This window comes from Domibacillus epiphyticus, assembly GCF_001975785.1.
Classification (GTDB): domain Bacteria; phylum Bacillota; class Bacilli; order Bacillales; family Domibacillaceae; genus Domibacillus; species Domibacillus epiphyticus.
In genome coordinates this window covers 26,952-51,892 of sequence record NZ_MSFI01000029.1, presented here as the reverse complement: position 1 = coordinate 51,892, position 24,941 = coordinate 26,952, and the positions used below count along the sequence as shown (strand labels likewise).

Genomic DNA, 24,941 nt, shown 5'->3' with positions numbered 1-24,941 from the left:
TGTTATGGGAAAATGGCCGGTAAATCTTCTTTTCGGCCGGCTGATAAAGCAGCAAGCAGTTTTAATCTTGCTTTCTGACCGTTCAAACCTCCTGAAAATAGCGCGCCAGCTTCTTGTAATGTTCGGCCGCCCCCTTCATAAGAGTAGGTCGGCTGTACAATCCCGCTGACACATCTTGACGTGATGAGGACAGGCAGACCCGATTGGATTAATTCAATGACAGCTTGTGCAGCTGCGGGCGGCAAATTGCCTTGACCGAGGGCTTCAATGACAAGGCCGTCACAACTTGATAACTGGTTGAATAAAAATGTATCCATACCGGCATAGGCGGTTAAGACGGGAATAGTCAAATTAACATTTTTAATGTCGAATGTGTCTGATGGCATAGGTGTGTGAAAAAAATGAACGGTGTTATTCAATACCACACCAATTGGGCCGGTATCCGGACTTTGAAAGGCAGCTAAGGTTCCGCAGTTCGCTTTTGTCACATATCGAGCGCTATGAATGGCATCATTCATGACGACGAGAACTCCCTTATCATGGGCTTCTTCACTCATCGCTGTTTTCACGGCGCTGATTAAATTCGATGGCCCGTCGGAACCGGTCTCATTGCTTGAGCGCATTGCACCGGTGAAAACAACTGGGATTCGTTTGGTCAAAGTTAAATCAAGAAAATAGGCTGTTTCTTCCATTGTATCTGTACCGTGAGTAATCACAACACCCTCTGCCTCCGTTTGATCGATTAATTCTTTAATAGTCATCATTTCATTAACCGTCATATGCGGGGATGGAATTTGGAAGGGCTCTTTTACAGAGAAAACAGCATCGATCCCGGGGAATTCATTCAGAGAAGCAATCGGGTTTTTGCCGTCTTGATCAACTGCACCTGTTTCTTCATTTGCTTTCATGGATATTGTTCCACCGGTGTGGATGAGCAAAAGATTTTTTGGTGTCATGTTTATCGCTCCTTATATGGAAAGTTTGTTTTCAATATGCATTACTCATGATACGATGGAAAAAACAGAAAGAAAAGAGGAAAAGCGTATGCTCCCGATTCTTTCAGCGGGAATTGCACCTGGTCTTGCGCTTCTCTGTTACTTTTATTTGCGGGACCGTTACGAATCGGAACCTGTCATCATGGTCGCCAGGGCATTTTTATATGGCGTCTTGATTACGTTTCCGGTTATGTTTTTACAATATGTAATTGAAGAAGAACAGCTTTTGTCCGATGGTTTTTTACAGGCATTTGTCTCAACGGCTATGCTTGAAGAATTTATGAAATGGTTCATTTTATATTATTTAATTTACCGTCATACTCATTTCGACGAACCGTATGATGGTATCGTGTACGCGACCAGTGTGTCACTTGGATTTGCGACGGCTGAAAATGTGCTCTATCTGGCAGCGCATGGTGTAGAATATGCGTTTTTAAGAGCGCTTTTGCCCGTTTCGAGCCACGCGCTGTTTGGTGTGATTATGGGCTATTATTTCGGGCGGGCGAAATTTGGCAAAGTTCAGTTTGAAAAGAAAATGCTCAGCCTTGCGTTTATAATTGTGTTTTTGCTGCACGGATCATTTGATTATATTTTATTTATCGATAGTGTATGGATTTATTACGTCATTCCATTCATGCTTTTTTTATGGTGGTTTGCCTTAAGAAAAGTGAAGAAAGCACACATTTTAACGGAAGCGTATCACCGGGCAAAAATGTAAAGACGCTGTAAGAAGTAATTCTTACAGCGTCTTTTTGTGTGAATAAAAGAATGTTGAGCGTGTCACAATAACTTCATATTGAGACAGGATGGTGAATGATATGCGGAAATGGAAAAAAGCGGCCCTTATATGTGTGTCGGCTATTCTTTTATTTACAGCTCATCACGCTGGTGCGTTTTCTAATCAAGTCATTCAGCGCGGTGCAGAAGGGGATGATGTCATTGAATTGCAAGCACGCCTTCAGTATACAGGGTATTACCGTGACCAAATTGATGGCGTGTTCGGCTGGTCCACATACTGGGCGCTTCGTAATTTTCAAGAGTCGTTTGGTTTGCCGGTAGATGGTCTTGCAGGGGAAGATACAAAAAGGAAGCTGGAGCGGGCGTCAAAATATGATGAAGCGCATGTAAAAAGCCAGATTCGAAAGGGACGTTCATTCACCTATTATGGTGGAGCAAAGACAACTGCGCAGTCTGTCAATACACCGGCTGGTTTTTCGCAAAATGATATTCAGTTAATGGCGAATGCCGTTTATGGTGAAGCTCGTGGTGAACCGTATGAAGGCCAAGTAGCAGTAGCGGCTGTCATTTTAAACAGGATTGGAAGTGAAACCTTTCCCAATACTGTGGCTGGTGTCATTTTTGAACCGCTTGCATTTACAGCGGTGGCAGACGGGCAAATTTGGCTGACACCAGATGAAACGGCAAAAAAAGCGGTGCTGGATGCAATAAACGGGTGGGACCCGACCGGTGAAGCACTCTATTACTTTAATCCGGATACTGCTACAAGTGATTGGATTTGGTCAAGGCCACAAATAAAAAAAATCGGTCAGCATATTTTTTGTGAATAGGAGTGAAAAAGATGCGTTCATTTACACCAGCAGTCCTAGCTGTTCTTCTGGCCGTAACTGCTTACTGGGGATATACACAATACAGACAAAAAGAAGCGTTGATGATAGAAGCGGAAAACGGTTATCAGCAGGCGTTTCATGAGCTTGTCTACCAAGTCGACGTTATTCACGACCGGACAGGAGAAGCGCTTGCGATGAATTCAAAAGAAAATTTAACACCCGCTTTAACGGATGTATGGCGGCTGACATCAGAAGCCCATAATGCAATCAGCCGGCTGCCGCTCGGGTATTTGCCTTTTTCAAAAACGGAGGAGTTTCTGGGCAACAGCGGGAATTTTACTTATAAAACAGCCGTACGGGATTTAGACCAAGAACCATTATCAGATAAAGAATATGAACAGCTTGAATCATTGTACAGTCAGGCAGAGGATATTCAAAAAGAACTTCGCTCGGTGCAGCTGTCTGTTCTCGATAAAAATTTACGCTGGACCGACGTTGCCCATGCAAATGCCAACGGTGAGGAACCAAAGGATAATACGGTTGTTGACGGGTTTAACAACATTGAGAAAAAAGCATCAGAATTTCCTGAAACAGATGTTTTTCAGGCAACGCAAGTAGAAAAGTCCGTATCGGATGATGCGTTAAAAAAGCTGTCAGGTGAAAATATATCAAAAGATGAAGCTGCCTCTATCGCAAAAGAATATTTCAATATAGACCCGGAAGTGACGAAAGTGGAAAAAAGTTTAAAGGATGCTGCGATCCCTTTTTATAACGTCTCTGTTACCGGACAAAAAGGCGAAGAAGCAACCATGGATGTGACAGAGAAGGGTGGATATCCTCTTACATTTACCGTCAATCGAGATACTAAAAAAAGTAAAATCAGCTTAAATAACGCTTCTGAAAAAGCATCGGCATTTTTAGAAAAGCATGGATTTGACAATATGGTGATGACAAATAGCGCGCAATATGATCATACTGGTGTATTTACTTTTACAAGAAAGCAAGGCGATACGATGATATACCCTGAATCGCTTACGATGAAAGTTGCACTGGATAACGGAGTCGTGACAGGACTTGAAGCGCAAAACTATTGGAAAAATAAAAAGGAACGTAAAATTGAATCACCAGCATTAACAGTTGAACAGGCAAAAAAAGAACTGCATCCAAAGCTTAGTGTGATGGAAGCTCAACAAGCGATTGTGACAAACAACCTTTTAAAGGATGTGCTTTGCTACGAATTTTTAGCTGAGAATGGCACAGCTTCTTATCGAATTTTCATTAACGCAAACAACGGAAAAGAAGAGCGGATTGAAAAGCTATCTGAAGCAGAAGCAGGTTATTAAGCAGAAGGTTCGTTGCATTCCGGTGGGATTTCCATTATAATTTTTTCCAGATGCGCCTAGGGAAAAAGGCGTAATTCCTGGAAAAGTGAGTGATGGGTATGCTAAAGGCTGGCGTAACAATTATGCTTGAACCGTTTGACGCAACAGATAAAAAAGAGGAATACCGATGTAAAGTGGTGGATGTGGAACAAGGAAAAATTTTCATCGGCGATCCGGTGAATATTGAAACAAATCGTTCTGTATTTATGCTTGATGGGATGCAGCTAGCGGTAAATTTTATTGATCCGGCTTCCTCTTCAGCAATCTATATGTTTCGCACAGAAGTAATCGGAAGAGTGAAAAAGAACATCCCGATGTTAATGCTTCATGACCCGGGAATCACAGAATATATCCGCGTACAGCGTCGAGAGTACGTGCGTGTACAGACTGCGATAGACATTGCTGTTCAAATTGAAGGACAGCCTTCTTTTGCAGCAGTGACTGAAGACCTAAGTGCGGGTGGAACAGCAGTTATCATGCCGGATAATGCAAAGGCTGAGGAAGGTGTGTCTGCTTGTTTATACGCGGTTATTCCGACGAAGAATGGTGAAAATCATTATCTAGAACTGGCTGCCTCATTGGTGCGTATTTATTCACATGACAAAAGTGACCGGCGGATTGCTTCCTTTGAATTCCGGGATATTGGGCATACAGAACAGAAGTTCTTAATGCGATATTGTTTTGAACAACAGCTTCAATTACGAAAAAAAGGTTTGGAATAAGAGCCCTATGGGGTTCTTTTTTTATATCTATACATATGTGTGATAAAATAAGTAAGACTTTTTTGAAGAGGTGACGTAATGGAAAGGCAGATTCAAATTGCGATTGACGGGCCGGCTGCTGCCGGAAAAAGTACGACGGCGAAACAGGTAGCAGAAAGGCTTTCATATATTTATATCGACACAGGTGCGATGTACAGAGCGATTGCGTATAAAGCGCTGAAGTGTGGCATAAATCTTGAAGACGGGGAAGCCCTTGGAAGACTGCTCTCAGAAACTGACATTACATTGAAACAAGGAAAGGACAGACAGATTGTCTTACTAGATGGAGTCAATGTGACAGATGCCATTCGTAAAAATGATGTTACAAATAATGTCTCGGCTGTTGCCCGTCACAGCGAAGTGCGCCGAGACATGACACTTCGCCAGCAGCAGCTGGCATCAAAAGGCGGTATTGTCATGGATGGACGCGATATTGGTACGAGCGTGCTCCCGAATGCAGAGTTGAAAATATTTTTACTGGCCGGTGCAGAAGAGAGGGCAAACAGACGCCATGCAGAAAATCTGAAAAAAGGATTTTCATCAGATTTGGAGAATTTAAAAAAAGAGATTGAAGCGCGCGACCGCATGGATATGGAACGATTGGAGTCACCGCTAAAGAAAGCGGATGATGCGATTGAAATCGATACGACATTCATGACAATTGAGCAGGTTGTTGAAGCGATCATGACGAATGTGCAAGAAAGGATCAGATGACGGTGGTTACTTTTTATACAATCGCAAAAACAGTGGTGAAAATGGTATTAACGCCTGCCTACCGCATTCAGGTAACGGGTCTGGAAAATTTTCCGAAAGAGGGCGGCGTGCTTTTGTGCGCCAATCATATCGACAATCTTGATCCCCCTGTAGTTGGGATCACGTCGAAGCGTCCTGTTCGGTTCATGGCAAAAGAAGAACTTTTCCGGACAAAGTGGACTGAAAAACTGATGCATGGATTAAACGCATTTCCCGTGAAACGAGGCATGAGTGACCGTGAAGCACTGCGAAGCGGATTGAAAATGTTAAAAGAAGGACAGGTTCTTGGTTTGTTTCCAGAAGGCACTCGTTCAAAAGATGGGAAGCTCGGAAAAGGACTTGCCGGAGCAGGATTTTTTGCACTCCGTACGGAAGCCGCGGTCGTTCCATGTGCTGTCATTGGACCGTACAAAATCGGTCGAAAGCTAAAGGTCGTATATGGCCCGCCAATTGACATGCAGCCGCTGCGTGATCGAAAAGCATCAGCCGAAGAGGCGACGGAAATGATCATGAATACCATCGGCCAATTAATCCAAGAACATTCTGTATGAGCTGAGCTTCTAACTTGACAAATTCGCGCGTTTGTAAGAAGTTAGAAGAAAGAATTTTTTAAAAATTGACAGCAGTTTTGTATTGAGGAGGATTACATATGACAGAGGATATGAACCAGGTAGAAGTGAATAACTACTCCGTTGGTGATAAAGTGCGCGCCACGGTCGTGAAAGTCGAAGAAAAGCAAGTCCAGGTTGAAATCGCGGACAGCAAGAAAGACGGCATCATTCCGATCAGTGAACTGTCAAGCCTTCACGTAGAAAAAGCATCGGACGTCGTCAAAGAAGGCGACGAGCTTGAACTGCTTGTAACAAAAGAAGAAGATGATCTTTTCGTTTTATCAAAACGGAAAGCAGATGCTGAAACAGCATGGGATGCTATGCAGCGCCGTTTTGAAGAAGGTGAAATCTTTGAAGCGGAAATAAAAGAGGTTGTCAAAGGCGGCCTTGTCGTTGATCTTGGAATTCGTGGATTTATCCCAGCTTCCCTAGTTGAAGATCACTTCGTTGAGGATTTTGAAGATTATAAAGGTAGAGTGATTAAGCTTAAAATTGTTGAACTTGAACAAGATAAAAACCGCTTGATCTTATCACACCGTGCTGTTCTCGACATCGAGAAAGCGGAAAACAAACAAAAAGTGCTCGAAGACATTCAGGCGGGAGATGTACTGGAAGGAAAGGTGCAGCGTCTAACGGATTTCGGGGCGTTTGTTGATATCGGCGGTGTGGACGGACTTGTTCACATTTCACAGCTGTCCCACGAACACGTTGAAAAGCCCTCTGATGTATTAAAAGAAGGCGAAGAAGTAAAAGTAAAAGTACTTTCGATTGACCGCGACAGCGAGCGCATATCTTTATCAATAAAAGAAACACTGCCTGGACCTTGGGAGAATATTGCCGAACGTGCACCGATCGGATCAGAGCTTGAAGGTACAGTAAAACGTCTCGTATCCTATGGTGCATTCGTTGAAGTGTTCCCTGGTGTAGAAGGACTTGTGCATATTTCCCAAATATCCAACCGTCATATCGGGACACCTCATGAGATGCTTGAAGAAGGGCAAAAGGTAAAAGTGAAAGTATTGGATGCAAACGAAAGTGAACACCGCCTTTCACTCACAATGAAGCCATTTGAAGAACATGAGGCGGAAGAAACCGTGAATTCTTATGAACTACCGGAAGAAAGTTCAGGATTCCAGATTGGTGATATTCTTGGTGATCAGCTGAAAGACTTAAAGTAAGATGGTGAAGGATAGTTGACAAGAGCAGAAAGAAAGGTTGATCATATTCAATATGCACTTTCTACGGGACAGAGCCGCGGTACCGGACTTGATGATATTCAGTTCGTTCACCACAGTCTTCCCGGTACATCTGTCAATCATATATCGCTCTCAACCGAAATCGGCGGACTTCAATGGAGTTCGCCGATTTTTGTAAATGCGATGACAGGCGGCGGAGGAACGATAACAGCAGATATTAATCGTCAGCTGGGTGAAGTGGCTGCTGCATGCAATATTCCTATGGCGGTTGGCTCGCAAATGTCAGCCCTTCGTCATACGAAAGAGCGGGATACGTTTACTGCAGCTCGTAAAGCGAATCCGGATGGGCTGTTATTTGCCAATATCGGATCGGAGGCAACGCCGGAAGAAGCTTTAGCGGTTTGTGAAATGATTGAAGCAGATGCATTGCAAATTCATCTCAATGTGGTTCAAGAGCTTGCGATGCCGGAAGGGGATCGAAATTTTCAAGGTGCGGTTGAGAGGATCGAAGCAATTTGCCGCCGTGTACCTGTACCAGTCATTGTAAAAGAAACAGGGTTTGGCATTGGCCGTGAAGCAGCCGCCGAATTAAATAAACTTCCTGTAGCCGCCATTGATACTGGTGGTTTTGGCGGAACAAATTTTGCTGCTGTGGAAAACGAAAGATCAAAAAATCCGCTGTCCTTTTTAAATGGATGGGGTATTCCTACAGCTGTCTCCATTGTAGAATCGGCGAAAGGAGCGCCTCAGATCACAACAATTGCTTCAGGAGGCCTCCAGCATGCAGAAGATGTTGTGAAATCATTGGCACTCGGTGCTTCAGCAGCCGGGATGTCAGGTTATTTATTAAACATATTATTGAAGAATGGCCTGGATGCATTGATCGAGTATGTGGAGCAAGTAAAGAACCACATAAAGGTGATGATGTGTGCACTCGGAGCGAGAACGATTTCGGACCTTCATCATGTGCCACTCGTTATTTTTGGTGAAACCTATCATTGGCTTCGGTCACGCGGCTGCGACCCAGATCAGTTTGCTATGCGGGCGTCCGACCCAATTTGATTCATGGCGTAAATATTGATAAAATAAGTTGTTGACTAAACCCCTTCTCACGGCAGAAGGGTTTTGTTTTGAACAAAATAAAAAATGAAAATAAATGGATGAACCATTGAAGGGAAAGATGAAATGATGAAACGGACTGTGGCCATCGTCGGCAGACCAAACGTCGGTAAATCGACGATCTTTAACCGCATAGCCGGCGAGCGTATTTCGATTGTCGAAGATGTGCCTGGTGTAACACGTGACCGGATTTACAGCTCAGGTGAGTGGCTGACACACGAATTTAACTTAATTGACACGGGTGGAATTGATCTCGGTGATGAACCATTCCTGGAACAAATTCGCCAGCAGGCGGAAATTGCAATAGATGAAGCAGATGTTATCATTTTCATTGTAAACGGCCGTGAGGGTGTGACATCAGCAGATGAGGAAGTCGCGAAAATATTGTACCGTTCGAAAAAACCAGTTGTACTCGGTGTTAACAAAATAGATAATCCTGATATGCGCAGTGATATTTACGATTTTTATTCGCTCGGTTTTGGCGAAATATTTCCTATTTCAGGATCGCACGGAATTGGACTAGGTGATCTTCTTGATGAAGTCGTCTCTCATTTTCCAACAGGAGAAGATAAACCATACGAAGATGACGTAATTAAGTTTTCATTGATCGGGCGTCCAAATGTAGGCAAGTCGTCACTAGTAAATGCACTTCTTGGTGAAGACCGAGTTATAGTCAGTGATATAGCCGGCACAACAAGAGATGCCGTGGATTCTCCCTATACGTATAACGGACAAAAATACGTCATTATTGATACAGCCGGTATGCGTAAAAAAGGGAAAGTATATGAAACAACAGAAAAATACAGCGTGCTTCGGGCAATGCGTGCGATTGAACGCTCGGATGTTGTTCTTATGGTGATAAATGGAGAAGAAGGCATCAGAGAGCAGGATAAACACATTGCTGGCTACGCACATGAAGCGGGTCGTGCCATTGTAATCGTCGTCAATAAGTGGGATGCTGTTGAAAAAGATGAAAAAACAATGGGCGAATTTGAAGAAAACATTCGCAGCCACTTTCAGTTTTTGGATTACGCACCGATCGTATATTTATCAGCGAAAACGAAAAAGCGCATCCATACCCTTATGCCATATATTGACCGTGCAAGTGAAAGTCATTCGATGCGCGTGCAGTCAAGTGTGTTAAATGATGTTATTGCAGATGCTGTCGCAATGAACCCGGCACCATCGGATAAAGGGAAGCGTCTGCGTGTTTACTATGCAACCCAGGTTTCCGTCAAGCCCCCAACGTTTGTCGTGTTTGTCAACGAACCGGAACTGATGCACTTTTCGTACATTCGATTCTTAGAAAACCGCATACGTGATGCGTTTGAATTTGAAGGAACGCCGATCCACATTATCGCGCGTGCGAGAAAATAATCAGAAAGGCTGGGTTTCATTTGACTGAGAAAATTGCAGTACTTGGAGCGGGGAGCTGGGGAACGGCTCTATCGCTCGTGCTTGCGGACAACGGGCATGACGTCTTTCTTTGGGCTAAAAGCGAAGAGAGAATGAACGAGATCAACGCATCCCATAAAAACAGCCGGTATTTACCGGATATTTTACTGCCGGAAAACATTACGGGTACTACCTCCTTGGAAGAAGCGTTGTCCGGCGTCGAATTCGTTGTATTGGCGGTGCCGACAAAAGCGATCCGTGAAGTGTCTTCACAAATTGTATCAACTGTGGCAAGCCCTGTAACATTAATCCATGTTTCCAAAGGAATTGAACCGGATTCACTGCTCCGGATTTCAGAAATGATTGAGCAGGAGATGCCTGAGGATGTACTTCGTGACGTCGTTGTTTTGTCGGGTCCTTCTCACGCAGAAGAGGTAAGCCTTCGTCACCCAACGACAGTGACCGTTTCCTCCAAATCGCTGGAAGCGGCTCAAAAAACGCAGGATTTATTTATGAATCAGCACTTCCGCGTGTATACAAATCCAGATATTATAGGCGTTGAGATTGGTGGAGCGTTGAAAAATATTATTGCGCTTGCGGCTGGGATCTCAGACGGTCTTGGCTACGGGGACAATGCAAAAGCAGCCCTTATCACACGAGGTCTTGCGGAAATCGCCCGTTTAGGTGCAAAAATGGGTGCTAATCCACTTACCTTCTCCGGTCTTGCTGGCATAGGCGATTTAATCGTAACGTGTACGAGTGTACATTCACGTAACTGGCGTGCCGGCAATATGCTTGGGAAAGGACAAAAGCTTGAAGAAGTGCTTGCGAGCATGGGTATGGTCGTTGAAGGGGTCCGCACCACGAAAGCCGCGCATCAGCTGTCAGCGAAATATGACGTGCAAATGCCGATCACAGATGCATTGTATGATGTTTTATTTGAACAGCGTGATCCGAAAAACGCTGTAGATGAATTGATGGCACGTGTGAAGAAACATGAGCTTGAAGATTTAATTAACGTGCTCGGAATGAAAAAGGACGAGCTATCTTAATAGAAAGGACGTATCGGAATGTCACAATCACTCCTTAAAATGTGGATATCGTTTGCCGGAATGGGACTGATGATTGTCGCCATTTTCTCGATTTATTTAAGCCGCTATAAGTTTAGCAATGGTATCATTAAAGGTGTGACTGCTCTTTTTGCCTATATATGTATGATAGTCGGAGGCCTTATCGTGGCGTATGTCGTGTTAAGCGGACCGACCGGATTGTAAAGGGGATTAAAAGCGATGAAAAAGAAAAAACAGGCAGCATTTTTTGCCATGTTGATTGCTGTGCTTCTCCTGGGCGGCTGTATGTATCCAGAAGAAAATCTTAGTGAAAACCAAGTGCCCTATGAAGATCAACTAAAAGCGGTACAGTCAGCAGTTGATCAGTTTCAATCTGAACAGGATGGAATATTGCCGATAAAAACAAAAGAAGGAGATCCGCCGATTTACGAAAAATATCCGGTGGACTTTAGAAAAATTTCACCACAGTATATGGCAGAACCGCCTGGGAATGCCTATGAAAGCGGCGGAATTTATCAATATGTACTTGTCGATGTTGAAAAGGATCCCACTGTAAAGCTTATAGATTTGCGAATTGCCGAGCAACTTCGAAGTGTGAACATTCGTTTAATTGCACATGAGTATCCTCCATTTAAGGAGGAACTCGCAGACAACGTTTATTCACTTGATTTTAAAGAACTCGGATATAAAGAAGAATTCTATGTAACGAGTCCTTATTCACAGAAACAGCTTCCGCTTGTTATGAGCGGCGATGGTACTTTGTATATTGATTATGCTGCCGATTTATATGCTGCACTGCAGGAAACAGAAGAGAAACCGGAGCCGGGTGATGATATCCGCTATTTACTTGTAGAATCATCGCCATTCGTACCGGCTTATTCACTGCCGTACACTGTGGACGAACACGGAGATCCTATTTTTTTGAAAGAGAAGTCTAGCTGATTATAGTTAGACTTCTTTTTTTCATAAACTTAGGATCATCTTCATACAATGTATCGTCGGCGGCGGACGGGCCGTCAAGTACGGAAGGGGGCTCTTTATGGAAAAGGCAGAGCTGATTAAAGATATAGCAGAACGAACAGAAGGAGATATTTATTTAGGTGTTGTCGGTGCAGTTCGCACCGGAAAATCAACCTTCATTAAACGATTTATGGAACTGCTCGTACTTCCGAATATGGACAGTGAATCTGAAAGACGGCGGGCACAGGATGAACTTCCGCAAAGTGCATCCGGAAAAACGATCATGACAACAGAGCCGAAATTTGTCCCAAGCCGTGCAGCGGCGGTCCAGGCAGGGGGAGTGCTCGTAAATATTCGTCTCGTTGACTGTGTTGGTTATGTAATTCCGGAAGCGAAAGGATACGAAGATGAGCACGGACCTCGCATGATTCAAACACCGTGGTTTGATGAACCGGTTCCGTTTCATGAAGCAGCAGATATCGGCACGCGAAAAGTGATTGAAGAGCACTCTACGATCGGTGTCGTCATCACAACGGATGGCTCATTTGGTGAAATTAGACGCAACACGTATGTAGAGGCAGAAGAGAAAGCCATTGAAGGACTGAAAGAGGTTGGCAAGCCATTTATTTTAATTATAAATACAGCACGTCCAGACCATGTAGAAACAGCACAGCTGCAACAGGAACTAAGTGAAAAATATGATATTCCAGTGCTGGCTATGTCGGTGGAGGCGATGACAGAAGCGAATGTTCTTCATGTCCTGCAAGAGGCGCTGTTTGAGTTTCCAGTTCATGAGGTAAACGTGCACCTTCCTTCATGGATTATGGCACTTGATGAAACCCACTGGCTTCGCGACCGCTACAATGAGATGGTAAAGGAAACAGTAAAAGATATAAAGCGGCTCAGGGATGTGAACCGGGTTGTTGATCAATTTGGGGGCGGTGAATACATTGAGTCTGCAGTTTTAACAGGGATGGATATGGGCCAGGGAATCGCTGAAATTAATTTGAACGCACCGGATGGCTTATATGAAACCATTGTAAACGAAATTATAGGAGAACCGTTGCGTGGAAAAGAGCATTTGCTGGAGATCATGCAAGAGTACGCCCGGATAAAGGAAGAATATGGACAGGTGGAAGAAGCAGTGAAAATGGTGAAACAGACTGGCTACGGAGTTGCTGCTCCTTCACTTGCGGATATGCGTCTTGAGGAGCCGGAAATTATTCGCCATGGTTCGAGATACGGTGTCAGAATGAAAGCTGTCGCACCGTCTATTCATATGATAAAAGTGGATGTCGAGTCCGAATTTTCACCGATTATCGGCACGGAAAAACAAAGTGAAGAACTTGTCCAGTATTTAATGAAAGATTTTGAAGAGGATCCCTTAGCTATTTGGGAGAGTGACATTTTTGGCCGTAATTTAAGTTCCATTGTACGCGATGGAATCCAATCAAAAGTGTCGCTAATGCCAGATCATGCACGGCACAAACTAAAAGATACACTGGAAAAAATCATTAATGAAGGATCCGGCGGAATGATTGCTATTTTACTATAATGAGTGGTCAGGCTCTCGTCATAGGGAGTCTTTTTTTATATGAAATTGGTGAAAATGTACGTTTAAGGAGGATTCTGCTTGATATGACCGAACACATGTGATACTCTTTTAACAGAATTACGGTAAAACATTGATACAACAATGTTTATCGGGTCCTATCCGGGAGGAGGTGAATGGCATGAATAAAACTGATTTGATCAATGAAGTAGCGGAAGCAGCAGAACTTTCAAAGAAAGATGCTACAAAAGCGGTTGACGCGATCTTTGATGCCATCCAGAACACATTGGCAAAAGGTGACAAAGTACAATTGATCGGTTTCGGCAACTTCGAAGTACGCGAACGTTCTGCACGTAAAGGACGCAATCCACAAACTGGTGAAGAGATCGAAATCGCTGCAAGCAAAGTACCTGCTTTTAAACCGGGTAAAGCGCTAAAAGACGCAGTTAAATAAGTACATAGCCGGTTAGGCTGGAAACGGGGCTGCTCCATCAGGGGGCGGTCCCGTTTTTTGTGGCACTTCTTTTTGCCGGAGAATGATTCGGTATGCTAATATGTATAGCAGTACATAAATAAACGCATTGAGCATATATAGGAGTGATTGGAATGGCTGGAATAGATCATGCCAAAATACAAGAGGCTGTGCGCCTTATTTTAGAAGCAGTAGGGGAAAACCCGGATCGTGAAGGTCTTCAGGATACGCCAAAAAGGGTAGCCAAAATGTATGAAGAAGCTTTTTCAGGACTTCACACGGACCCAAAAGACTACTTTGAAACGGTGTTTGAGGAACAATACGAAGAGCTTGTCCTTGTAAAAGATATCCCTTTTTATTCAATGTGCGAACATCATCTCGTTCCATTTTTTGGTCGTGCCCATGTTGCGTATATGCCAAAAGGCGGTAAAGTGACCGGACTCAGCAAGCTCGCCCGGGCCGTTGAAACAGTATCACGCCGTCCACAGCTTCAAGAACGTATAACAAGTGAAGTAGCGGAAGCGATTATGGAGATGCTTCAGCCGCACGGTGCGATGGTTATTGTAGAAGCAGAGCATATGTGCATGGCCATGCGCGGTGTGAAAAAGCCAGGTGCGAAAACCGTAACGACAGCTGCTCGAGGCTGCTATGAAAATGATGCACAGCTACGGACGGAATTGCTCTCGCTCATCCGGTCGTCATAATCACCGTTTTATGGTATACTGAACTTGTTTTGATTGATCGGGAAACAAAAAATCAATGAATTGATTCGAGATTGAGGGGATTTATGATGGGTGAGTGGCAAAACGAACAGAAAGCACTGACAGAGGAAATCAACCGGACATGCTCACAGCCTTTTTTGGAAAAAGTGATCGGTGCTCCTGAAATAAACCCTCTGCGGGTGTCTGCTTTAATGCTGGCATTTTCAGACCAGGAAAGAACAGAAACGCATGTGAAAAAACAAATGACAGCAGCTGTACTCATTCAACTGGCCCTCGATACGCACGACCGAATTGAGCCTGACACAGCAGAGATCACGCAAAAACACCAGTTGATTGTATTGGCAGGTGATTATTTCAGCGGGATGTATTACCGGACACTTGCTGAAGCGGGATGTATTGAATATGTGCGGCTGCTTGCTGAAGCGGTTAAAAACGTAAACGAAATGAAAACTAACCTTCATCAGAAAGACTGTACATCAGCATCACATATATTCCATACAGTGAGAACGATTGAAACAGATATTATCCGTGCCGTCCTTCAGGAAAATGAGGCGGATGTCCAACTTATTGAAGCGGTGTCTTCATTGCTTACAGCTGACCGTCTGAAAAAGGAAAAAGACAAACCGTCTTTCGTGCATGACGCACTGCTCCATGTAATCGGCGATCCAGCTCTTGTGATGAATGAAATCGACAATCATTTACATGAATTAAGAAGCAGCATTCTGAAACAAACACAAACGCTTGAAGAGAAGACAGCGGTTGTACTACGGGCAGAATATGATCGCATATTTGACCGTGAACTTCGATATGCGGAAGAAGGGTGACAATATGGAGCAGTCAAAAGAAGAAAAAGTCCATCACGTGTTTGAAAAAATTTATGGCAATTACGATAAAATGAATTCCGTTATTAGTTTTCAACAGCATAAGCGGTGGCGTAAAGAAACGATGAAAATCATGAATGTCCAAGAAGGAGCATCAGCACTTGATGTTTGCTGCGGTACGGCAGACTGGACAATGGCTTTGGCTGAAGCTGTCGGCAAAAACGGAACGGTGAAAGGGCTCGATTTCAGTAAAAATATGCTGCAGGTTGGCCAGGAAAAAATTAAAGCCGCAGCGCTTGATCAAGTTGAGCTAATTCACGGCAACGCAATGGAACTGCCTTTTGAAGACAATACATTTGATTATGTGACAATCGGTTTTGGCCTTCGTAATGTCCCAGATTATATGCAAGTGTTAAAAGAAATGAACCGTGTCTTAAAACCGGGTGGGATGGCGGTTTGCCTCGAGACGAGCCAACCAGAAGTGCCTGTGTTTAGAGAAGGGTATTTCTTGTATTTTCGCTACATAATGCCAGCAATCGGCCGCTTGTTTGCGAAAAGCTACGAGGAGTATTCATGGCTTCAAGAATCAGCCCGTCATTTCCCGGATATGAAAGAACTGGCCCGGATGTTCCAGCAGGCTGGATTTACAAATGTGCGTTTTAAGGCGCATACAGGCGGTGTAGCAGCTACGCATTATGGAAATAAACAATAGATCAAGAGCCAGGTGAAGAAAAAATGAACATTAAACTAATCTATTCGCTTATGAAAGCGGATATAGATTTAATTGAAAAAGAATTAGAAAGCGCTGTGAAATCCATTTCACCTGTATTGGAAGAAGCGTCTGTTCATCTGCTTCAGGCCGGTGGGAAACGTATTCGGCCGGTTTTATTGCTTCTTGGTGCGAAATTTGGCGAATATGATATCCATCGTGTCAAGTTCGCAGCCGCTGCACTCGAACTTATACATATGGCTTCACTTGTCCACGATGATGTGATTGACGATGCAGTCATACGCCGTGGCCAACATACAGTGAAAGCGGAGTGGGATAACCGCATTGCGATGTATACAGGCGATTTTATCTTTGCCGCTGCTCTTGAATGTATGACGAAAGTAGAAGACCGAGAAGCACATCGAATATTGTCGCATACGATGACAGAACTGTGTATTGGCGAAATTGTGCAAATCCAGGATAAATATCGATTTGAACAGAATTTACGCGACTATTTACGCCGGATTAAACGAAAAACAGCGATTTTAATTGCTGCCAGCTGCCAGCTCGGCGCGATAGCTGCGGGAGCACCTGCGCAAATTCATCAAAAGCTGTATGAATTTGGCTATAATGTAGGGATGTCGTTTCAAATTACCGATGATATTCTTGATTTTACAGCTAGTGAAAAAGACCTTGGAAAACCGGCTGGCGGTGATCTGCTGCAAGGGAATATTACATTGCCTGTTTTATATGCAATGGAGAATGAAGATTTAAAAGAGCGCATCACAGCTGTACACGCACATACAGATAGACAAGATATCAATCAGATTATTCATCTATTAAAACAAAGCGATGCCATTGAACGTTCTCATGAATTAAGCAGACGCTATTTAGATCGTGCGCTTGCGATTATGGAGGAGCTGCCTCCTGGCCGTCATCGAAACTCGCTAAGGGATATTGCCTATTTTATCGGTCGAAGAAAATATTAATTTTTTCCAAGAATACGTTGTAAATTCACTATGAAAATGATACGATTCATCATGTCCGCATGTAAGCGGTATACATAAAACAGGAGTGGTGAAAAGTGGAAAAAACATATTTGATGATTAAGCCGGATGGCGTACAGCGCGGTTTGATCGGTGAGATCACAGCACGTTTTGAAAAAAAAGGATTCCGCCTTGTCGGTGCGAAATTGATGCAAGTTTCACGTGAGACAGCAGAGCAGCATTACGGTGAGCATAAAGAGCGTCCTTTCTTCGGTGAACTTGTTGACTTTATTACATCAGGACCGGTTTTCGCAATGGTTTGGGAAGGCGAAAATGTAATAGCAACAGCACGCCAGATGATGGGTTCAACAAATCCGAAAGAGGCAGCGCCTGCGACAATCCGCGGTGATTATGCAATTAGTGTCGGTAAAAATGTAATTCATGGTTCTGACTCTCCAGAAAGTGCTGAACGTGAGATTGCTATTTTCTTTAAAGAAGAAGAACTAACTGATTACAATAAATCTGGTTCCGAGTGGGTTTATTAATTTTAGATGCTTTTGGCCTTTTTAATGGTCAAAAGCTTTTTTTTTGTGAAAATACTACCACTTCTTTCCCACTAATCCGATATAATGAATAGTAAGTATGGTGCTTGGAAAGGATGATGAAAATGAACGATTATGGACAATTTGTCTTATCGATAAAAAAGAAAACTGGAATAGATCTTGCTTTATACAAAGAAGCACAAATGAAGAGACGGTTAACTTCACTTTATGAAAAGAAAGGGTATCAATCTTTTTCAACATTTTTCGACGCGTTGAACAGCAATCAAGATATGATGAATGAATTTTTGGATCGCATGACGATCAACGTGTCGGAATTTTACCGTAATGCAAAGCGGTGGGAAGTACTGGAGGAAAAAATACTGCCGCGCCTTATGAAAGAAAACAGCCGTCTAAAGGTGTGGAGTGCCGCTTGTTCGACAGGGGAAGAGCCTTATACGATTGCGATGGTGCTTTCAAATATTATGCCGCTTTCGAAAGTCGCGGTACAGGCAACTGATCTCGATTTAAACGTTATTCAAAAAGCGAAAATTGGATTTTATTCAGAACGTGCACTGGCGGAAGTGCCCGAGTCGGTGAAGAAAAAATATTTTCATAAAGAGGGACAGTATTTTAAAGTGGCCGAGGACATTAAAAAGACGGTTGCATTTAAACAGCAAAATTTGCTGTCGGACCGGTTTGATTCCGGTTATGATTTAATTGTCTGCCGGAATGTGATGATCTATTTTACGGAAGAAGCGAAAGATGAACTGTACCAAAAATTTAATGCTGCATTGCGGCCAGGCGGTGTACTATTCGTTGGCAGCACCGAGCAGATTTTTAATCCAGAGCGGTACGGATTTGAAGCCGAAGATACGTTTTTTTATAAAAAAATATAAAGCCGGCGTGCCGGCTTTTTAAATTTGTCACAATTAAACACCGAATTGTGATAAAATTCTCAAAAACAGTCGTATCGGCTGTTCCATTAAAATGAAAATATGATATAGTAGTACATAACCGCTTTAACGTACTGAAGGGAGCAGGAAAATGAGATATTTAACAGCTGGTGAATCACACGGGCCGCAATTGACGGCGATTATAGAAGGGCTTCCGGCCGGAATGGAACTTCTGTCGGAAGACATAAACACTGACTTACTGCGCCGTCAAAAAGGGCACGGACGCGGACGGCGCATGCAGATTGAAAAAGATTTAGTTGCGATTAAATCAGGTGTGCGCCATGGCAAAACGCTTGGTTCTCCCGTTACGCTCGTCGTGGAGAACGACGATTGGAAACACTGGACGAAAATTATGGGGATTGAACCGCTTGATGGGGAAGATGCAGCAGAAGAAGTAAAGCGTCAGATTACACGCCCTCGCCCAGGACATGCTGATTTAAATGGTGGTATTAAATATGGTCATCGAGATATGCGGAACGTTCTTGAACGTTCATCTGCGCGTGAAACAACGGTTCGTGTTGCCGCAGGAGCAGCAGCGAAAAAACTATTAAAGCTGCTGGGTATTGAAATTGCATCACATGTTATTGAAATCGGAGGCATCCGTGCGGAAAACGTAACGTTCGGTTCAATTCAAGAACTACAGGAACGGAGTGAAGAATCTTCCGTCCGCTGTTTAGACGAAGAAGCAGCCAAGAAGATGATCGAAGCCATTGACAGTGCAAAGAAAAATGGTGACTCTATCGGTGGTGTTGTGGAAGTGATTGCGGAAGGAATGCCGGTGGGCGTTGGCAGCTACGTTCATTACGACCGTAAGCTTGACGCGAAAGTTGCCGCTGCAATTGTTAGTATTAATGCATTTAAAGGGGTAGAAATCGGCATCGGTTTTGAAGCAGCACGTAAATTTGGCAGTGAAGTACATGACGAAATTGCCTGGAATAAAGAAGAAGGGTTCTATCGGAAAACGAATCGCCTCGGCGGATTTGAAGGTGGAATGACAAACGGAATGCCGATTGTTGTCCGTGGTGTGATGAAGCCGATTCCGACACTTTACAAGCCGCTTGAAAGCGTGGATATTGATACAAAAGAAACATTCACAGCAAGCATAGAGCGCTCGGACAGCTGTGCTGTACCGGCAGCAGCTGTTGTTGCTGAAGCAGCTGTCGCGTGGGAATTGGCACAGGCTGTATTAGAACAGTTTAATGGCGACCGCATGGATGCGCTCATTCGCCAGGTTGAGGAACATAAACAATACGCAAAGGGGTTTTGATGAATGAACCGGGTGATGGTTGAAACAGCTGCAAAAACATATCCTGTCATCATCGGTGAGGGAGCAGTCGAAATGATTGCTCCTTTCATCGAACAAATGGCTAAACAGCCGACGCGCTTATTTATAATTGCTGATGAATCTGTGCGATCGCTTCACGGTGAACGGTTAAGGTCTGCGCTGCCGGGGAAAATTCCGGCTGACTGGCATGATGTTCCTGCTGGAGAATCAGCTAAATCATTTAGCGTTTTCGAGCAATGTTTAACAAGAATGCTTGAATGCGCACTTGATAGGCACTCACTCGTTGTTGCTTTTGGAGGAGGTGCATGTGGAGATCTTGCCGGTTTTTGCGCGGCAGCCTATATGCGCGGGATTCCATTTATTCAAGTACCAACAACTATTCTTGCCCATGACAGTGCAGTCGGTGGGAAAACAGCTGTCAATCATCCGCTCGGTAAAAACATGATCGGCGCATTTCATCAACCAGAAGCTGTCGTATTTGATACGGTGTTTTTACAATCGTTGTCTGAAAAAGAAAAGAGAAGCGGTTTTGCCGAAGTAATTAAGCACGCATTGATATCGGATGATGCTTTATACCATGATATTCGGGCAAACATAAATTCAGCGTCTGATATAAACGGTTCATTTCTGGAACATTGCTTGAAACGAGGTATTGAAATAAAAGGGGCAATCGTGAAAGAGGATGAGCTGGAAACCGGTGTAAGAGCCTATTTAAATTTCGGACATACATACGGACATGCGGTAGAGGCATTATCAGGCTACGGAAATGTGGCACACGGGGAAGCCGTTGCGTGCGGGATGATCTTTGCTTTATATGCATCCGTGGAAAAAAACGGTTTGGCATTCGACATCCCATCGTTTGCCGCATGGCTAAAAGCTGCCGGATATCCTGTTGATTCAGGGACTTTGTTTTCGTTTGAGGACATTTATAATGTGATGACACGTGATAAAAAAGCGTACGGAGGTACGGTTCGCTTCGTATTGTTGTCGAAAATCGGCGAACCGTATGTCACTGATATGACGAAAGAAGAATTGAAAAAAATTGATGAGCATTTTCGGAAGGAGGCAGTCAAGTGGTAAGAGGAATTCGCGGTGCTGTAACGGTTGAACAAAACAACAGTGCAGAAATGGTTCAGGCCACTGAGCGCCTTATTGCTGAAATGATTGAAAAAAATAATATAGATCCCGAAACTGTTTGCTCGGCATTTATTTCGGCGACAGATGATCTGGATGCCATGTTTCCAGCACGTGCCCTTCGTGAACTGAAAGGATGGGAGTATGTTCCGGTAATGTGCATGCAGGAACTGGCAATAAATGGCGGATTAGAGAAATGCATTCGAATTATGATGCATGTAAACACAGATAAAGCACAAAAAGACATACAACATGTGTATTTAGATGGCGCAGTTGTGTTGCGTCCTGACTTACAGCAGTCGACAAAGTGAAAGGGGAGTTAATAGTATGAAATGGAAAGAACAAATGTTAACATTAAAAGCCTATCAGCCAGGCCGTACAACAGACGATGTGAAAAAAGAATATGGTCTTAAAGAGGTTGTGAAGCTTGCATCGAATGAGAACCCGTTTGGTTCTTCTGAAAAAGTGAGAGAATGCATCCGATCATATGCTGATTCATTCTCCATTTATCCAGATGGTTATACAACCAGCCTACGCACTGAGCTGGCTGAATTTTTGAATATAGATGAAAAGCAGCTCATTTTCGGAAATGGCTCTGATGAAATCATTTTAATGATTTCTCGTGCAATGCTGGAACCTGGTAAAAATACGGTGATGGCGACTCCAACGTTTCCACAGTACCGCCACAATGCGGTTGTTGAAGGAGCAGAGGTTCGAGAAGTTGAGCTGGTAAACGGCGCACATGATCTGGACAAAATGGCGGATGCGATCGATGAAAACACAGCGATCGTCTGGCTGTGCAGTCCGAACAACCCGACTGGTATTCATATTACAGACACCCAGCTGCGTGCATTTTTAGACAGCGTTCCTGATGATGTCTTCGTCGTACTTGATGAGGCATACTACGAATATGTGACTGCGGACGATTATTATGATGCGCTTGAGATCGTAAAACAATATAAAAATGTAATCGTTCTTCGCACATTTTCAAAAATTTACGGACTTGCAGCGTTCCGTGTAGGTTACGGATTTGCCGATGAGTCTTTGATCGCACAGATTGATCCAGTCCGGGAACCATTTAATGTCAACTCTCTTGGGCAAAAAGCTGCAGCTGCGGGAATTAGCGATCAGTCATTCATTGAAATGTGCCGCACGGAAAATAAAGCAGGTCTTGAACAGTTTTATGCATTTTGCCGTGAAGAAAAGTTAGAGTACTATCCATCTGAAGCGAATTTTATTCTGATTGATTTTAAATGCGACAGTAACGAGCTGTTTGAATATTTAATGTCTAAAGGCTACATTGTCCGCTCAGGTGCTGCGCTTGGCATTCCGGGTACTGTGCGCGTGACGGTAGGCTCGAAAGAACAAAATGAAGGTGTCATGAAGGCGATGAAAAGCTTTCTGGCAGAAACTGTTAAAAGATAGAAGGTGTCACGCCGTAATGAGAGGAAATGTGTTTATCGCCGGACTCGGCTTAATTGGCGGATCACTCGCCAAGGCAGTGAAAAAAGCGCATCCGCAGGCACATATTATCGGGTTTGATTTGCGTGAATCTGAGCTTGGACTTGCGGAGGCGCTTAATATTATTGATGAAAAAGCAGCGTCATTTGAATCTGGTGCAGCCGGTGCTGACTTAATCATTCTCGCTGTTCCGGTTTTACAGACGGAACAGATGATAGAGCGTCTGGCGTCGCTGCCATTAAAGATAGGTGTTTTGATCACGGATACTGGCAGTACAAAAAGCCGTATTATGAAAAAGGCACACATCCTGGAAGAGCGCGGCATTGCGTTTATTGGAGGCCACCCTATGGCAGGCTCCCATAAAAGCGGGGTTGCAGCCTCAAAGGAACTGCTGTTTGAAAATGCATTTTATTTGCTGACTCCAGGAGTCGCAGCAGAGGAAAAACACGTTGCAATCTTGAAAAAGTGGCTCGAAGGAACACGTGCAAAAATATTGGAAGTAACCGCAGAACAACACGATCAAATGACGGGTGTTATCAGCCACTTTCCTCATATAATTGCGGCTTCACTCGTCCATCAGGCACGGAAATTCAATCACGATAACCCATTAATAGAACGGCTCGCCGCAGGTGGTTTTCGCGACATAACGCGCATCGCTTCATCTAATCCTGAAATGTGGAAGGATATTTCCCTTCATAACAAAGACATTTTGTTAACACTTCTTTCGGACTGGCGTGATGAAATGAATGAAATCCTATCGATTTTGGAAAAAGAAGATGAGGATGGTCTGTACCGTTATTTCGATGATGCAAAAACATTTCGCGATTCGCTTCCGGCAAGGTCGCAAGGAGCAATTCCATCATTTTACGAATTATATGTTGACGTTCCCGACTATCCCGGGGTGATTTCAGAATTAACTGGCTATTTGGCTGAAGAACGAATCAGCATTACAAACATTCGCATTATGGAAACCCGTGACGATGTGTACGGTGTACTCGTTATCAGCTTTCAAAACGAAAAAGACAGATTGAGAGCGAAAAGCTGCATTGAACAAAAAACAACGTACGACTTATTTTTAGCATAAGAGATGAGGGCATGAATAGATGAAACTGAATTTCGGACAACCGTCTCTTGGCGGGAAAATTGAAGTGCCGGGCGATAAATCAATCTCACACCGTTCGGTAATGTTCGGCGCGCTGTCAGAAGGTAAAACAGTTATCCGTCACTTTTTAAAGGGAGAAGACTGTTTGAGCACGATTGACTGTTTCCGCAAACTCGGTGTGAAAATTGAAGAAACAGACAATGAAATAATCGTTCACGGAACGGGCTGGGATGGATTAAAGGAACCATCATCCATTCTTGATACAGGCAACTCCGGAACAACAACGCGCCTGATGCTTGGGATTCTTGCTGGACGCCCGTTCCATTCTGTCATGATCGGTGACGAATCAATTGCAAGAAGGCCAATGGATCGTGTAACTGTACCGCTTGCTTCAATGGGTGCTGATATTGCAGGGCGGGACAACGGACGATTTACTCCGCTTTCGATTCGCGGGCGCCAGTTGCAGCCAACGGAGTACAAGCTGCCAGTTGCGAGCGCTCAGGTAAAGTCAGCTGTTATATTTGCTGCGCTTCAGGCAGACGGCGAATCGGTCATTATTGAACCGGAAGCAACACGTGATCATACAGAAAAAATGATTGAACAGTTTGGCGGCAGTGTCCGCCGTGAAGGTGACCGTATTATCATCAAAGGCGGTCAGCAATTTAAAGGAACAGATGTATATGTGCCTGGTGATATTTCTTCTGCCGCCTTCTTTATGGTCGCTGCTGCGATTGCGCCAAACAGTGAAGTGGTACTGGAAAATACAGGTTTAAACGAAACACGTACAGGGATAATCGATGTGTTTAAACAAATGGGCGCCGAAATAACAGTTGAAAAAACTCCTGCTGAAGGAGAAGAAATCGGTACCGTTACGGTCCGCACTTCTAACTTAAAAGGAACTGTCATTAGTGGTTCACTCATTCCGCGCCTAATCGATGAAATTCCAGTCATTGCTTTGCTGGCAACACAGGCGGAAGGTGACACGATCATCCGTGATGCAGAAGAGTTAAAGGTAAAAGAAACAAACAGAATTGATACAGTAGTCGACGAGCTGAAAAAACTCGGCGCTGACATTGAAGCAACCGATGACGGCATGATCATCAGGGGTAAATCAAAGCTGCATGGCGGCTCCGTTTCATCCCATGGCGACCACCGAATCGGCATGGTGATGGCGATTGCCTCATTAATTTCGGATGGAGAAGTTGAATTAGAGGATCCAGAAGCTATAGCCGTTTCCTACCCGGAATTTTTTGAGCATTTACATCAGCTTGTGAAATAACGTCCTCTCCGGGGGCGTTTTTTCCTGTTTTTGAAAAGAAGGAGATTAAAATAATAAAGTAGAATTATCCATACAGGCGAAAAAGTTGATGGAATGATTGTGTTTGATTAAAA

The 24,941-nt window shown here is 43.8% G+C and carries 27 protein-coding genes; 26 read left to right on the top strand and 1 reads right to left on the bottom strand.

The window, feature by feature from the left end:
* Positions 1 to 2: 2 nt before the first annotated feature.
* Complete coding sequence (locus BTO28_RS15100) at positions 3 to 956, bottom strand: asparaginase (protein ID WP_076767772.1); 954 nt, start codon at positions 954 to 956, stop codon at positions 3 to 5.
* An 88-nt stretch (positions 957 to 1,044) separates the two neighbouring features.
* On the opposite strand from BTO28_RS15100, the gene prsW reads away from it, so the two are divergent.
* From prsW to aroA, 26 genes are all read left to right on the top strand, one after another.
* Positions 1,045 to 1,713 (top strand): glutamic-type intramembrane protease PrsW, encoded by a 669-nt coding sequence (prsW, locus tag BTO28_RS15095; protein ID WP_076767897.1) that lies wholly within the window; start codon positions 1,045 to 1,047, stop codon positions 1,711 to 1,713.
* Positions 1,714 to 1,813: 100 nt separating this feature from the next.
* Positions 1,814 to 2,563 carry a spore cortex-lytic enzyme gene (gene sleB, locus BTO28_RS15090; RefSeq protein WP_076767770.1) on the top strand — a complete coding sequence of 250 codons (750 nt, stop codon included), beginning with the start codon at positions 1,814 to 1,816 and terminating at the stop codon, positions 2,561 to 2,563.
* Between the two features lie 11 nt (positions 2,564 to 2,574).
* The gene (gene ypeB / locus BTO28_RS15085) at positions 2,575 to 3,906 is read left to right on the top strand and encodes a germination protein YpeB (protein WP_076767767.1); all 1,332 of its coding nucleotides are present in this window, start codon (positions 2,575 to 2,577) and stop codon (positions 3,904 to 3,906) included.
* A 92-nt stretch (positions 3,907 to 3,998) separates the two neighbouring features.
* Positions 3,999 to 4,667: a flagellar brake protein gene (locus BTO28_RS15080; protein WP_083711673.1), complete on the top strand. Its 669-nt coding sequence runs from the start codon at positions 3,999 to 4,001 to the stop codon at positions 4,665 to 4,667.
* Between the two features lie 78 nt (positions 4,668 to 4,745).
* Positions 4,746 to 5,420, top strand: a complete 675-nt coding sequence (cmk, locus tag BTO28_RS15075) for a (d)CMP kinase (RefSeq protein ID WP_076767765.1) — start codon at positions 4,746 to 4,748, stop codon at positions 5,418 to 5,420.
* Positions 5,417 to 6,010, top strand: a complete 594-nt coding sequence (locus tag BTO28_RS15070; protein ID WP_076767763.1) for a lysophospholipid acyltransferase family protein — start codon at positions 5,417 to 5,419, stop codon at positions 6,008 to 6,010. Before cmk ends, BTO28_RS15070 begins: the two co-directional genes overlap by 4 nt.
* Before the next feature lie 98 nt (positions 6,011 to 6,108).
* The gene (gene rpsA, locus BTO28_RS15065) at positions 6,109 to 7,248 is read left to right on the top strand and encodes a 30S ribosomal protein S1 (RefSeq protein ID WP_076767761.1); all 1,140 of its coding nucleotides are present in this window, start codon (positions 6,109 to 6,111) and stop codon (positions 7,246 to 7,248) included.
* A 15-nt stretch (positions 7,249 to 7,263) separates the two neighbouring features.
* Entirely contained in the window at positions 7,264 to 8,328 is a 1,065-nt protein-coding gene (gene fni, locus BTO28_RS15060) for a type 2 isopentenyl-diphosphate Delta-isomerase (RefSeq protein ID WP_076767759.1), read from the top strand.
* Between the two features lie 123 nt (positions 8,329 to 8,451).
* Positions 8,452 to 9,762 (top strand): ribosome biogenesis GTPase Der, encoded by a 1,311-nt coding sequence (gene der / locus BTO28_RS15055; protein ID WP_076767756.1) that lies wholly within the window; start codon positions 8,452 to 8,454, stop codon positions 9,760 to 9,762.
* A 20-nt stretch (positions 9,763 to 9,782) separates the two neighbouring features.
* Complete coding sequence (locus tag BTO28_RS15050) at positions 9,783 to 10,832, top strand: NAD(P)H-dependent glycerol-3-phosphate dehydrogenase (RefSeq protein WP_076767754.1); 1,050 nt, start codon at positions 9,783 to 9,785, stop codon at positions 10,830 to 10,832.
* 18 nt (positions 10,833 to 10,850) lie between these two features.
* Positions 10,851 to 11,054, top strand: a complete 204-nt coding sequence (locus BTO28_RS15045; protein ID WP_076767752.1) for a DUF2768 domain-containing protein — start codon at positions 10,851 to 10,853, stop codon at positions 11,052 to 11,054.
* A gap of 15 nt (positions 11,055 to 11,069) precedes the next feature.
* A complete protein-coding gene (locus tag BTO28_RS15040) occupies positions 11,070 to 11,792 on the top strand; it encodes a hypothetical protein (RefSeq protein WP_076767750.1) in 723 nt (240 codons plus the stop codon).
* Between the two features lie 97 nt (positions 11,793 to 11,889).
* On the top strand, positions 11,890 to 13,365 hold the full coding sequence (gene spoIVA / locus BTO28_RS15035) for a stage IV sporulation protein A (protein WP_076767747.1): 1,476 nt from the start codon (positions 11,890 to 11,892) through the stop codon (positions 13,363 to 13,365).
* 178 nt (positions 13,366 to 13,543) lie between these two features.
* The gene (locus BTO28_RS15030; protein ID WP_076767745.1) at positions 13,544 to 13,816 is read left to right on the top strand and encodes an HU family DNA-binding protein; all 273 of its coding nucleotides are present in this window, start codon (positions 13,544 to 13,546) and stop codon (positions 13,814 to 13,816) included.
* 152 nt (positions 13,817 to 13,968) lie between these two features.
* Positions 13,969 to 14,538 carry a GTP cyclohydrolase I FolE gene (folE, locus tag BTO28_RS15025; RefSeq protein WP_076767743.1) on the top strand — a complete coding sequence of 190 codons (570 nt, stop codon included), beginning with the start codon at positions 13,969 to 13,971 and terminating at the stop codon, positions 14,536 to 14,538.
* Positions 14,539 to 14,624: 86 nt separating this feature from the next.
* Entirely contained in the window at positions 14,625 to 15,380 is a 756-nt protein-coding gene (locus tag BTO28_RS15020) for a heptaprenyl diphosphate synthase component 1 (protein ID WP_076767741.1), read from the top strand.
* A 4-nt stretch (positions 15,381 to 15,384) separates the two neighbouring features.
* A complete protein-coding gene (locus tag BTO28_RS15015; RefSeq protein ID WP_076767739.1) occupies positions 15,385 to 16,089 on the top strand; it encodes a demethylmenaquinone methyltransferase in 705 nt (234 codons plus the stop codon).
* A 23-nt stretch (positions 16,090 to 16,112) separates the two neighbouring features.
* Positions 16,113 to 17,075, top strand: a complete 963-nt coding sequence (hepT, locus tag BTO28_RS15010) for a heptaprenyl diphosphate synthase component II (protein ID WP_076767737.1) — start codon at positions 16,113 to 16,115, stop codon at positions 17,073 to 17,075.
* Between the two features lie 95 nt (positions 17,076 to 17,170).
* Positions 17,171 to 17,617: a nucleoside-diphosphate kinase gene (ndk, locus tag BTO28_RS15005; protein ID WP_076767735.1), complete on the top strand. Its 447-nt coding sequence runs from the start codon at positions 17,171 to 17,173 to the stop codon at positions 17,615 to 17,617.
* A 122-nt stretch (positions 17,618 to 17,739) separates the two neighbouring features.
* A complete protein-coding gene (locus tag BTO28_RS15000; protein ID WP_076767733.1) occupies positions 17,740 to 18,510 on the top strand; it encodes a CheR family methyltransferase in 771 nt (256 codons plus the stop codon).
* A gap of 148 nt (positions 18,511 to 18,658) precedes the next feature.
* Positions 18,659 to 19,834: a chorismate synthase gene (aroC, locus tag BTO28_RS14995; RefSeq protein WP_076767731.1), complete on the top strand. Its 1,176-nt coding sequence runs from the start codon at positions 18,659 to 18,661 to the stop codon at positions 19,832 to 19,834.
* 3 nt (positions 19,835 to 19,837) lie between these two features.
* Positions 19,838 to 20,932: a 3-dehydroquinate synthase gene (gene aroB, locus BTO28_RS14990; protein WP_076767730.1), complete on the top strand. Its 1,095-nt coding sequence runs from the start codon at positions 19,838 to 19,840 to the stop codon at positions 20,930 to 20,932.
* The gene (aroH, locus tag BTO28_RS14985) at positions 20,926 to 21,297 is read left to right on the top strand and encodes a chorismate mutase (RefSeq protein ID WP_076767728.1); all 372 of its coding nucleotides are present in this window, start codon (positions 20,926 to 20,928) and stop codon (positions 21,295 to 21,297) included. Before aroB ends, aroH begins: the two co-directional genes overlap by 7 nt.
* A 16-nt stretch (positions 21,298 to 21,313) precedes the next feature.
* Complete coding sequence (gene hisC, locus BTO28_RS14980) at positions 21,314 to 22,411, top strand: histidinol-phosphate transaminase (protein ID WP_076767726.1); 1,098 nt, start codon at positions 21,314 to 21,316, stop codon at positions 22,409 to 22,411.
* A 16-nt stretch (positions 22,412 to 22,427) separates the two neighbouring features.
* Positions 22,428 to 23,531 carry a prephenate dehydrogenase gene (locus BTO28_RS14975; protein WP_076767724.1) on the top strand — a complete coding sequence of 368 codons (1,104 nt, stop codon included), beginning with the start codon at positions 22,428 to 22,430 and terminating at the stop codon, positions 23,529 to 23,531.
* Positions 23,532 to 23,550: 19 nt separating this feature from the next.
* Positions 23,551 to 24,828 carry a 3-phosphoshikimate 1-carboxyvinyltransferase gene (gene aroA, locus BTO28_RS14970; protein ID WP_076767722.1) on the top strand — a complete coding sequence of 426 codons (1,278 nt, stop codon included), beginning with the start codon at positions 23,551 to 23,553 and terminating at the stop codon, positions 24,826 to 24,828.
* The last annotated feature ends 113 nt before the right edge of the window (positions 24,829 to 24,941 follow it).

Coding starts and splice junctions, on each gene's coding strand:
- BTO28_RS15100 (WP_076767772.1), bottom strand. CDS start 956: ATGACACCAAAAAATCTTTTGCTCATCCACACCGGTGGAACAATATCC.
- prsW (WP_076767897.1), top strand. CDS start 1,045: ATGCTCCCGATTCTTTCAGCGGGAATTGCACCTGGTCTTGCGCTTCTC.
- sleB (WP_076767770.1), top strand. CDS start 1,814: ATGCGGAAATGGAAAAAAGCGGCCCTTATATGTGTGTCGGCTATTCTT.
- ypeB (WP_076767767.1), top strand. CDS start 2,575: ATGCGTTCATTTACACCAGCAGTCCTAGCTGTTCTTCTGGCCGTAACT.
- BTO28_RS15080 (WP_083711673.1), top strand. CDS start 3,999: ATGGGTATGCTAAAGGCTGGCGTAACAATTATGCTTGAACCGTTTGAC.
- cmk (WP_076767765.1), top strand. CDS start 4,746: ATGGAAAGGCAGATTCAAATTGCGATTGACGGGCCGGCTGCTGCCGGA.
- BTO28_RS15070 (WP_076767763.1), top strand. CDS start 5,417: ATGACGGTGGTTACTTTTTATACAATCGCAAAAACAGTGGTGAAAATG.
- rpsA (WP_076767761.1), top strand. CDS start 6,109: ATGACAGAGGATATGAACCAGGTAGAAGTGAATAACTACTCCGTTGGT.
- der (WP_076767756.1), top strand. CDS start 8,452: ATGATGAAACGGACTGTGGCCATCGTCGGCAGACCAAACGTCGGTAAA.
- BTO28_RS15045 (WP_076767752.1), top strand. CDS start 10,851: ATGTCACAATCACTCCTTAAAATGTGGATATCGTTTGCCGGAATGGGA.
- BTO28_RS15040 (WP_076767750.1), top strand. CDS start 11,070: ATGAAAAAGAAAAAACAGGCAGCATTTTTTGCCATGTTGATTGCTGTG.
- spoIVA (WP_076767747.1), top strand. CDS start 11,890: ATGGAAAAGGCAGAGCTGATTAAAGATATAGCAGAACGAACAGAAGGA.
- BTO28_RS15030 (WP_076767745.1), top strand. CDS start 13,544: ATGAATAAAACTGATTTGATCAATGAAGTAGCGGAAGCAGCAGAACTT.
- folE (WP_076767743.1), top strand. CDS start 13,969: ATGGCTGGAATAGATCATGCCAAAATACAAGAGGCTGTGCGCCTTATT.
- BTO28_RS15020 (WP_076767741.1), top strand. CDS start 14,625: ATGGGTGAGTGGCAAAACGAACAGAAAGCACTGACAGAGGAAATCAAC.
- BTO28_RS15015 (WP_076767739.1), top strand. CDS start 15,385: ATGGAGCAGTCAAAAGAAGAAAAAGTCCATCACGTGTTTGAAAAAATT.
- hepT (WP_076767737.1), top strand. CDS start 16,113: ATGAACATTAAACTAATCTATTCGCTTATGAAAGCGGATATAGATTTA.
- BTO28_RS15000 (WP_076767733.1), top strand. CDS start 17,740: ATGAACGATTATGGACAATTTGTCTTATCGATAAAAAAGAAAACTGGA.
- aroC (WP_076767731.1), top strand. CDS start 18,659: ATGAGATATTTAACAGCTGGTGAATCACACGGGCCGCAATTGACGGCG.
- aroB (WP_076767730.1), top strand. CDS start 19,838: ATGAACCGGGTGATGGTTGAAACAGCTGCAAAAACATATCCTGTCATC.
- hisC (WP_076767726.1), top strand. CDS start 21,314: ATGAAATGGAAAGAACAAATGTTAACATTAAAAGCCTATCAGCCAGGC.
- BTO28_RS14975 (WP_076767724.1), top strand. CDS start 22,428: ATGAGAGGAAATGTGTTTATCGCCGGACTCGGCTTAATTGGCGGATCA.
- aroA (WP_076767722.1), top strand. CDS start 23,551: ATGAAACTGAATTTCGGACAACCGTCTCTTGGCGGGAAAATTGAAGTG.